This is a genomic window from Paracoccus niistensis (genome assembly GCF_042432925.1).
GTDB lineage: Bacteria > Pseudomonadota > Alphaproteobacteria > Rhodobacterales > Rhodobacteraceae > Paracoccus > Paracoccus niistensis.
Genome location: NZ_JBHLWE010000017.1, coordinates 576,467 through 585,760, shown reverse-complemented (window position 1 = coordinate 585,760; position 9,294 = coordinate 576,467). Strand labels below are relative to the sequence as shown.

The following is a 9,294-nucleotide window of genomic DNA, read 5'->3' as shown; positions in this document are numbered from 1 at the left end:
GCGGTGAGGATGCAGGCTGCGTGACGGCGGCAGAGGCATCGTTCGGCCCGTATCCGATCCAGCCGGTGGGAAACCACCCGTCGCGACCACCTGGACGGAGATAGATGACCTGCCAGGTCGAGCACGGCGTAATTGACAAGCCGTAAGGGCCACGTCGCACCTTCCGACAGCGTGTTTGGCCGATTGTCAGCGAAGCAAGCCGAAGGTCGGGGGGCTGTTCAGCAAGCCGCCTTACGAACCCCATATCACTTAAGCTGCTGATGGAGCCGCTTCCTGGCCGATGGAGGGCAACCCATGGAACCCTGATCATGCGGGAACAGGTTTCCGCCTCTGCAGAAACGGCAGTCATCCCGCGCACGGATGCTCAACCCGAGGGCAGGCACCCCGACAGCCTTCCGCAGAAAGGCAACCCAAGCCTTCCGGCCTGCGCGCCGGGGTTGTCCCCTGCAACCACGGTGCCTAGGTTGCCGCGATGGATCAGAAATCCGATCAGACGACTGGAAGCCTGCAGGCCCTGGACGGACTGCCGGGCGATGTGAACGGCCTGGCCGTGTTTCTCGACATCGACGGCACGCTTCTGGACATTGCCGACACCCCGGACGGGATCAGCGTGCCTTTGGGCCTGCCCGCGGCTCTGGCCCGGCTGGCCGCAAGGCTGGGCGGCGCGTTGGCGCTGGTCACCGGGCGCTCGGTTGCCACGGTTGATCGGCTGTTTCCGGGCCTTTCTGTCGTGATCAACGGGCTGCATGGCGCGGAATGGCGCGACGGGGCCGGGCGGGTTTTCGGCACCGGCCTCACCGACGAGTTCTCGGCGGCCAAGCACCGGCTGCGCGAGCAGGCGGCGCGCTGGCCCGGTGTCATCTTCGAGGACAAGGGTGCCGCCTTTGCCGCGCATTACCGCCTTGCCCCGGCCAGCGAGGGGCAGGTGCGGCACTTGATGCGGGCGCTTTCCGAAAGCGTGGGCGACGGATGGAAACTGCAGGAGGGCAAGGCGGTTGTGGAGTTGCGGCCGCGTGGCCGTGACAAGGGAGATGCATTGATGCAGACGATGGGGCACGAGGCTTTCGCGGGACGGCTGCCGCTGGCGATCGGGGACGACGTGACGGACGAGGCGATGTTCGCGGCCGCGAACCGCCTGGGCGGCCTGTCGGTCCGGGTCGGCACGGATCGGCGCGACACCCTCGCGCAGGGCCGCGTCGCCACGCCGGCGGATGTGCGCGCCTGGATCGAACGGGTGGCGCGATGAACGTCCCCGTCGAAGCCCTCGCCCCCGCCACGACCAGCACTGTTCCGACCCATTCGCTTGACCTCGGGGTCATCGGCAATGCGGCGGCGGCCGCGCTGGTGGACCGCAACGGCTCGATCGTCTGGATGTGCGCGCCCCGCATGGATGGCGACCCGATCTTCTGCCGCCTTCTGGGCGGACCCGCAGCGCAGGGTGGCGGCGACTGGTCGATCACCGTCGAGGACTTTGCCCACAGCGAGCAGCGCTATCTTCGCAACACGGCGATCCTGGAAACGATCCTGACCGACAACTCGGGCAACCGGCTGCGCATCCTCGACTTCGCCCCCCGCTTCAAGGACCTGGGCCGCATGTTCCGCCCCCTGGGCATCGTGCGGATCATCGAGCCGCTGGAAGGCACCCCCCGCGTCCGCGTCCTGATGCGCCCCCGGCACGGCTATGGCGCCCATGTTCCCGAGATCACGCGGGGCACCAACCACATCCGCTTCATCCTGGGCGACCAGGTGCTGCGCCTGACCACCAACGCCCCGGTCGATTTCGTCGAGAACGGCAAGGCCTTCCTAGTCGATCGCCCTTATGCCTTCGTCTTCGGCGCCGACGAGCGGCTGTCGCAGGCCCCCATGCAGATCGCCCGCAGCTTCCTGGACCAGACCGCCAGTTACTGGCGCGACTGGGTGCGCTACCTGTCGGTGCCGCTGGACTACCAGGACGTGGTGATCCGCTCAGCCATCACGCTGAAGCTCTGTGCGCATGAGGAAACCGGCGGCATCGTCGCGGCGCTGACGACCTCGATCCCCGAATACGGGGAAAGCGGGCGCACCTGGGACTATCGCTTCTGCTGGCTAAGGGATTCCTACTTCACCGTCAGCGCGCTGAACCTGCTGGGCGCGACCCGGACGATGGAGGATTACCTCGCCTATGTCTCGAACATCGCGGCAGGCTCGCCCGACGGCTACCTGCAGCCCCTGTTCGGGCTGGGACTGGAACGGCAGGTGGACGAGGAGATCGTCCCGACCCTGCCCGGCTATCGCGGCCTCGGCCCCGTGCGGCGCGGCAACGCCGCCTATACGCAGGTGCAGAACGACGGCTACGGCTCGGTGATCCTGTCGATCACCCAAGCCTTCTTCGACGAGCGCCTGCCCACCATGGGCGGCGAGGCGCTGTTCACCCGGCTGGAACGGCTGGGGCGGCAGGCGGCCGAGCGCTGGAACCAGCCCGATGCCGGGTTGTGGGAATTCCGCACCCGCGGCGCCGTCCACACCCATTCCGCCGTGATGTGCTGGGCCGCCTGCGACCGGCTGGCCAAGATCGCGGCCAAGCTGGCGCTGCCCGAGCGGCAGGCGCATTGGCGGGCCGAAGCCGACAAGATCCGCGAAGGCATCCTTGAACAGGGCTGGAACAAGGAGCTGCAGAGCTTCGTCTCCAGCTTCGGCGGCCAGGACCTGGACGCGAGCCTGCTGCTCATGCCGCAGATCGGCATCATCCCGGCGCATGATCCGCGCTTCCTGTCCACGCTGGAAGCCTGCGAGAAGCACCTGCGCTTCGGCAACCACCTTTACCGCTACCGCGCGCCCGACGACTTCGGGGCGCCGGAAACCGCCTTCACCGCCTGCACCTTCTGGCTGATCGACGCGCTGGTCCGGGTCGGCCGGCGCGAGGATGCCCGCCAGATCTTCGACGAGATCCTACGGACGCGGAACCACCTCGGCCTGCTCTCCGAAGGGGTGCATGTCGAGACGGGCGAGCTTTGGGGCAATTTCCCGCAGACCTATTCGATGGTCGGGCTCGTCTATGCCGCCATGCACCTGTCCCGCCGCTGGGAGGATGTCCTTTGAGCCGGCTGGTCGTCGTCTCGAACCGCGTTCCCGACCCCGCCAAGGGACCGCCGGCCGGCGGGCTGGCCGTCGCGCTGAACTCGGCGCTGGAAAAGATGGGCGGCGTCTGGATGGGCTGGACCGGCAAGTCCAGCGGCGTGAAGGAGCCGGGACCCCTCCAGTTCGTGGAACGGGGCAACATCACCTTCGCGCTGACGGACCTGTCCCGGCGCGACCTAGCCGAATACTACACGGGATTCGCCAACAGTGTCCTGTGGCCGCTCTGTCATTACCGGCTGGACCTGACCGAATACGCCCGCAAGGACATGGCCGGCTATTTCCGGGTGAACCGTCTGTTTGCGGAACGGCTGCGCCCGCTGATCCAGCCCGACGACATCATCTGGATCCACGACTACCACCTGATCCCCATGGCCTCCGAGCTGCGCCGTCTGGGGGTCGGGAACCGCATCGGCTTCTTCATGCACATCCCCTGGCCCTCGCCGGATGTGTTCTTCACGCTGCCCGTGCACGAGGCGATCATCGACAACCTGACCGCCTATGACCTTCTGGGCTTCCAGACCGAGCATGACGTCGAGAACTTCGCGCTGGCCCTCAAGCGCGACGGGATCGGGCGCGACATGGGCGACGGCTGGATGGCCGCCTATGGCCGGCGCTTCCAGGCGAAGGCCTTTCCCATCGGCATCGACGTGGCCGAGTTCGCCTCGACCGCCAAGGAGGCCGTGCGGAGCAAGGCCGTCAAGCGTACCGCCGTCAGCTTCGCCGGGCGCGACCTGATCATCGGGGTGGACCGGCTGGATTACTCCAAGGGCCTGACTCACCGCATCGACGGCTTCGAGCGCTTCCTGATCGCCAACCCCGCCTGGCGAGGGCGCACGACGCTGCTGCAGGTGACGCCGAAGTCGCGCAGCGAGGTGCAGGGCTATTCCGACATGCAGCGGCAGGTGGCCGAGCATGCGGGCCGCGTGAACGGCGCGATGGGCACGCTGGACTGGACGCCGATCCGCTACATCAACCAGTCGGTCGGACGCAACACGCTCGCGGGGCTTTACCGCATCGCGCGGGTGGGGCTGGTGACGCCCTTGCGGGACGGCATGAACCTGGTCGCCAAGGAATTCGTCGCCGCCCAGAACCCTGCCGATCCCGGCGTCCTTGTCCTGTCCCGCTTCGCCGGGGCGGCGCGCGAGCTGGACGCGGCGGTGCTGGTCAATCCCTACGATGTCGAGGCGATCGGCAATGCCATCGCCCGCGCCCTGTCGATGCCTCTCGAGGCAAGGGTCGAACGCTACACGGCGATGATGGCCAGGATCGAGCAGAACGACATTTCGAAATGGTCCGCCGATTTCCTCGGCATGCTGCAACCCGAGGAGCAGCGCACCACCGAGCCGGTTCCGGCCTGAGAGTAGCCGGCGCGATAGCCGGCCGCCCGTGCCCTGGAGGATCCGGAAACGGCGGGCAGTTGAAGGCCAGGCCCCCAAGATCATCAGGGCCTCAAGGCCGGAGATCGAGAAGATGACCGCCTGGGTCGGTAGGAACGCGGGACGGCAGTAGGCACCACGGCCGCCGCCGAGCCTGCAGGACTGATCCGCCGCAGGTCTGGAAGATGGGCGCATGCCGAACCGGCCCGGCTGTCCTGTCCGGGGCCCGCACCTAGCCGCCGTTCCGCTTGGCCTGGATGGCGCGGATGTCGTCGGGCCAGTTCGACTTGATGAAGGTCAGGATGGCGGCGATGTCGTCCTTGGTCAGGATCTCGCCGAAGGCGGGCATGCCCGAGGTCATGGGCACCCCCATGTCATCCAGGACCGACTGCCCGCCCCGGCGGATGTAGTCTGCCAGCATGGCATCGTCATGGTGCCAGGTGTGACCGGAATCGTCATGGGGCGGGGCAGGGAGGGTGCCGTCCGCGCCGGGAAGCTGCCAGTCCGGCTGCCCCTCCAGCCGCGCTCCGTGGCAGTCAGCGCAATGAATGGCGTAGAGTTCGGCCCCGTGCCGCAGTTCGGCGCGCTTGCCGCAGGCGCATCCTGCCCAGAGCGCTCCACCGGCGACGGATGCAGCAAGCAGCCATGTCGCCGGTACGACGAGGAAGGATGGAAAGCTTCGGGACATGGCGGGCAGATTGCGGCCCTTTGCGCGAAGGTCAACCTGGGGGCTGACAGCGCCCCGGAAGAGTGCCCCGGACGTAGCAGCGCAAGGACAGGGCGGTCTGCGGCGGCCCGAAGCAAGTTCAAGGCACAGGCCGGCCTTTCCCAAGGCTCACCGACAGGATCAGGGCCGGGAACCCGCCCCCCGCTACGGCACTCTTGCTTCTCAGACCAACTGTCCTCTTGCCTGCGGGACCGGGCGCAGCCAAGGGGGGCTGTTCAGGCGAAGGGGGGCAACAGGATGGCGCAGCTTTCTCGACCCGGTCCGCGCCGGCTTGGCTGGGGGCTGGCGACGGCGGTGCTTGCCGCCGCGGGCGCGGGGCTGGCGGTGGCGCTGGGCCTGCCCGCGGCATGGCTGATGGGGGCGATGATCGCCACGGCGGCGGGCGCGCTGGCAGGGCTGCCGGTCGGGCTCGAGCGGGGCCCGCGCGAGGTGGCCTTCCTTCTGGTGGGAATCTCCATCGGCTCCAGCGTCACGCCGGGGATCGTGGGGCAGGTGCAGGCCTGGCCCGGCAGCCTCGCGCTGCTGGTGGCCTCGATCGCCGCGACCATGGCGGTGTCGAGCGTCTATCTGGCGCGGGTGCATGGCTGGGACAGGACCACGGCGCGCTTCGCCTCGATGCCGGGGGCGTTCTCGTCGGTCGCCATCATGGCCGCGAACAGCAGCGCCGACCTGCCGCGCGTCATCCTGGCGCAAAGCCTGCGCGTCTTCACCCTGGTTGCGCTGATGCCGCCGGTGCTGTCCCTGGCAAGCGGCGGCGCGATCGGCGCGGCCGCCGCGGGGCCGCAGCCGACCAACACGCCCCCCGAGGCGCTGGCCGTCTTTCTTGCAAGCGGCGCGGCGGCGATCCTGCTCAACCGGCTGCGTGTACCGGCTGGCACGGTGCTGGGGGCCATGGTGGTCAGCGCGGGGCTGCATGCCAGCGGTCTCGTGCAGGGGCGCTTTCCGCAGCCGCTGATCATCCTGGGCTTCATCGCAACGGGCGCGGTGATCGGTGCGCGCTTTCGGGGCACGACGCTTCGGACGGTCGTCCGCACGGTGCCGGGCGCCACGGTCAGCATCCTGCTGGCGCTTGGCGTCTCGGCCCTTTTCGCGGCGGCAGGGGCCTGGATGCTGGATTTGCCCTTCGGACAGCTGTGGCTGGCCTATGCGCCGGGCGGGGTCGAGGCGATGGCCGCGATGGCGCTGGTGCTGAAGCTCGAACCCGCCTTCGTGGGCACGCATCACATCCTGCGCATCATCGGCCTCAACCTCGTCGGCCCCTTGTGGCTCCGGGGGTCACGTTGAGGAGGATGCAGGCGCAGCCGTCAGGAACTCCCCTTCAGGAAGCCCCCGATCTCGGCCGTGACCCGCTTTGGTTCCTCGAGATGCAGCCAGTGGGTCGTGCCCGGGATGACGAGAAGCCGCCCGCTGTCGCACAACCCCACGGCGTCCCGTGCCACGTGGCGTTCCAGCGCCGCGTCCCTTTCGCCCCATAGCACAAGGGTCGGTGGCCGGATGCGCGCCGGTTCCGCGGGCCTTCGGCGTCGCCGCAGGGCACGGTAATAGTTCAGCATCGCGCTCAGCCGTCCAGGCTGGCCCCAAGCCGCGGCGTAGCGGTCGAGATCGCCGGGGCGGAAGGTGTCGGGCTTGGCGCTGCCGCGCATCATCGCGCGCAGACCTGCAAAGCCGAGGGGGCGCAACAGCGCCTCGGGCAGCAGGGGCAGCTGGAACAGCGCCGCATAGCTGCTGCGCAGGGCTTGCGTCGGGTGCCTCAGCGCCCGGCCGAGAAGCTCGGGGTTGGGCGCATCGAGGATCACCAGCCGCCCGATCCGGCCCGGGTGGCGCGCCGCCGTGGCCCAGGCGATCACGCCGCCCCAGTCGTGACCCACGAGGTCGAAGCGGTCCGCCCCGAAGCCGTCCGCCAGCGCCAGCACATCCGCCACCAGAAGGTCGAGGTGATAGCTGCCGATGCCGCGCGGCGCGTCGCTGAGGTTGTAGCCCCGCAGGTCCGGCACGACCACGTGGAAGCCCGCCTCGGCCAGCGGCGTGATCTGGTGGCGCCAGGCCCACCAGAACTCGGGGAAGCCGTGCAGCAGGACCAGAAGGGGGCCGGTCTCAGGACCCGCCTCGACGACGTGCAGCGACAGGCCGTTCACCCCCCGCCTGCCCGAGCGCCATCCGGGCGCAAGGAGTCCGCTGTCCGACATCGGGGAAGCCTCCCTTCCGTTCAAAAGCCCGCCCTGCCGCCTGTCCGGCGTCAGAGGCTGCTCAACCCCCAGACCATGGCGATCAGCGGCGTGCCGACCAGCACGACAAGGATCGACAGGGGCAGCCCCAGCCGCCAGTAATCTCCAAAGCGATAGCCCCCCGGCCCCATGACCAGCGTGTTGCACTGGTGCCCGATGGGCGTGAGGAAATCGCAGGCGGCCCCCAGCGCCACGGCCATCAGGAAAGGGTCCGGGTTCAGGTTCAGCCGCCCTGCCAGGCTGGCCGCGATGGGGGCCATCACCAGCACGGTCGCCGCGTTGTTCAGGAAGGGCGTCACCGCCATCGCCAGCACGATCATCAGCCCCAGCGCGACCAGCGGCGGCACGTTGCCCGCCACCCGTTCGAGGCCCGCCGCGATCAGGTCGGTCCCGCCGGTCGCCTGGATCGCGTTGCTGACCGGAATCAGCGCGGCCAGCAGGACGATCACCGGCCATTCGATCGACTCGTAGGCCTCGTCCATCGTCATCACGCGCAAAAGCAGGACAAGGGCCGCCGCCCCTGCAAAGGCCACGGCCACGGGGACCACATGGGCTGCCACCAGCACCATCGCGGCGCCAAGGATGATCAGCGGGAGCCAGCTGCGCTTGCGGCTGCCGAGCGCCACGTCGCGCTGGCTGAGCGGCAGGACGCGCAGCTCGCCCAGGGATGGCGCCAGCCGCTCGCGCGCGGCCTTGAGGATCAGGACGTCGCCCACCTCCAGCCGCAGCCGCCGCAGCCGCCGCGTCAGGCGCTGGCCGCTGCGGCTGACCGCCAGAAGCTGCAGCCCGTGGCGGCGCAGCAGATGCGCCTCGGCCGGGGTGCGGCCGACCAGCGGGGAATCGGCGGTGACGACGCCCTCGGCCACGACGCTGTCGGCGTCGGCTTCCTCGTCCTCGGCCACCTCCTCGCCCGCCAGGCGCAGGCGGGCACGGGCCACGACGCGCTCCAGGTCGTCGGGCTCGCCGCTCAGCAGCAGCACGTCCTCGGCCTGCAGGATGCTGTCGGGGCGGGGGGCGTGGCGGCGGAAGCGTTCGCGGATGATGGTGGTGACGCGCAGGCCGCCTTCGGCCAGGGCCTCAAGCTCGGCCACGGTCCGGCCGACGAAGGGCGAGCCCTCGGGGACGCGGGCCTCGGTCGAATATTCCTCGATGTTGAAGGCCGCGTCCATGGACCGGCTGGCGGCGCGGCGGTCGGGCAGCAGGCGGTAGGCGAAGGACAGGAAGACCACGCCCAGCGCGGCGATGACGATCCCCACGGGCGTATAGTCGAACATGCCGAAGGGCTTGCCCAGGATGTCCTCGCGCACCTTGGACACCAGGATGTTGGGCGAGGTGCCCACCAGCGTCACGATCCCGCCGATCAGCGACCCGAAGGCCATGGGCATCAGCATGAAGGACAGGGGCGTGCCCGTGCGCCGCGACAGTTGCGCCGCGACCGGCATCAGCATGGCCAAGGCGCCCACGTTCTTGGTGATCATGGACAGGACGGTGACGGCCGAAACCAGCACCGTCACCTGCGCCTGCGCGCCCTTGAGGTTGCGCAGAAGCGGACGCATCGCCGTTTCCACCGCGCCCGAGCGCGCCACCGCCGCCGAAACCAGCAGGGCGGTCGCCACGATGATCACCACATCGTCGCCGAAGCCTGAAAAGGCCTCGTTCGCGGGGATGATCCCGATCAGCACGCCCGCCAGCAGCGCCAGCAGGGCCACGAGGTCATAGGGCAGGCGGCCCCAGATGAACAGGCCGATGGTGACGGCCATCAGGCCGAAGGACAGCGCTTGGTCGAGGGTCAATTCCGGGGGTCACTCCGCAGGGGCAGGGCGGAACCGCGCGGCCCGCTGGCCGGTTC

The 9,294-nt window shown here is 69.2% G+C and carries 7 protein-coding genes; 4 read left to right on the top strand and 3 right to left on the bottom strand.

What is annotated here, in order from left to right; translation table 11 throughout:
- Positions 1 to 472: 472 nt before the first annotated feature.
- From otsB to otsA, 3 genes are read left to right on the top strand one after another with little or no spacing between them, the layout of a single operon-like run.
- Positions 473 to 1,246, top strand: a complete 774-nt coding sequence (otsB, locus tag ACFFII_RS07110; protein WP_377698171.1) for a trehalose-phosphatase — start codon at positions 473 to 475, stop codon at positions 1,244 to 1,246.
- Positions 1,243 to 3,078: a glycoside hydrolase family 15 protein gene (locus tag ACFFII_RS07105; RefSeq protein WP_377698170.1), complete on the top strand. Its 1,836-nt coding sequence runs from the start codon at positions 1,243 to 1,245 to the stop codon at positions 3,076 to 3,078. The genes otsB and ACFFII_RS07105 overlap by 4 nt, the downstream gene beginning before the upstream one ends.
- Entirely contained in the window at positions 3,075 to 4,475 is a 1,401-nt protein-coding gene (gene otsA, locus ACFFII_RS07100) for an alpha,alpha-trehalose-phosphate synthase (UDP-forming) (protein WP_377698169.1), read from the top strand. Before ACFFII_RS07105 ends, otsA begins: the two co-directional genes overlap by 4 nt.
- Before the next feature lie 250 nt (positions 4,476 to 4,725).
- Here otsA and ACFFII_RS07095 read toward each other — a convergent pair whose 3' ends face one another.
- On the bottom strand, positions 4,726 to 5,181 hold the full coding sequence (locus ACFFII_RS07095) for a c-type cytochrome (protein ID WP_377698168.1): 456 nt from the start codon (positions 5,179 to 5,181) through the stop codon (positions 4,726 to 4,728).
- Positions 5,182 to 5,457: 276 nt separating this feature from the next.
- Between ACFFII_RS07095 and ACFFII_RS07090 the strand changes: the two genes are divergently transcribed.
- Positions 5,458 to 6,504, top strand: a complete 1,047-nt coding sequence (locus ACFFII_RS07090; RefSeq protein WP_377698167.1) for an AbrB family protein — start codon at positions 5,458 to 5,460, stop codon at positions 6,502 to 6,504.
- 20 nt (positions 6,505 to 6,524) lie between these two features.
- On the opposite strand, the gene ACFFII_RS07085 is transcribed toward ACFFII_RS07090, so the two are convergent.
- Both ACFFII_RS07085 and ACFFII_RS07080 read right to left on the bottom strand, forming a co-directional pair.
- On the bottom strand, positions 6,525 to 7,406 hold the full coding sequence (locus tag ACFFII_RS07085; protein ID WP_377698166.1) for an alpha/beta fold hydrolase: 882 nt from the start codon (positions 7,404 to 7,406) through the stop codon (positions 6,525 to 6,527).
- 50 nt (positions 7,407 to 7,456) lie between these two features.
- Positions 7,457 to 9,238, bottom strand: coding sequence for an SLC13 family permease (locus tag ACFFII_RS07080; RefSeq protein WP_377698165.1), 1,782 nt, complete (start codon positions 9,236 to 9,238; stop codon positions 7,457 to 7,459).
- Positions 9,239 to 9,294 lie beyond the last annotated feature (56 nt).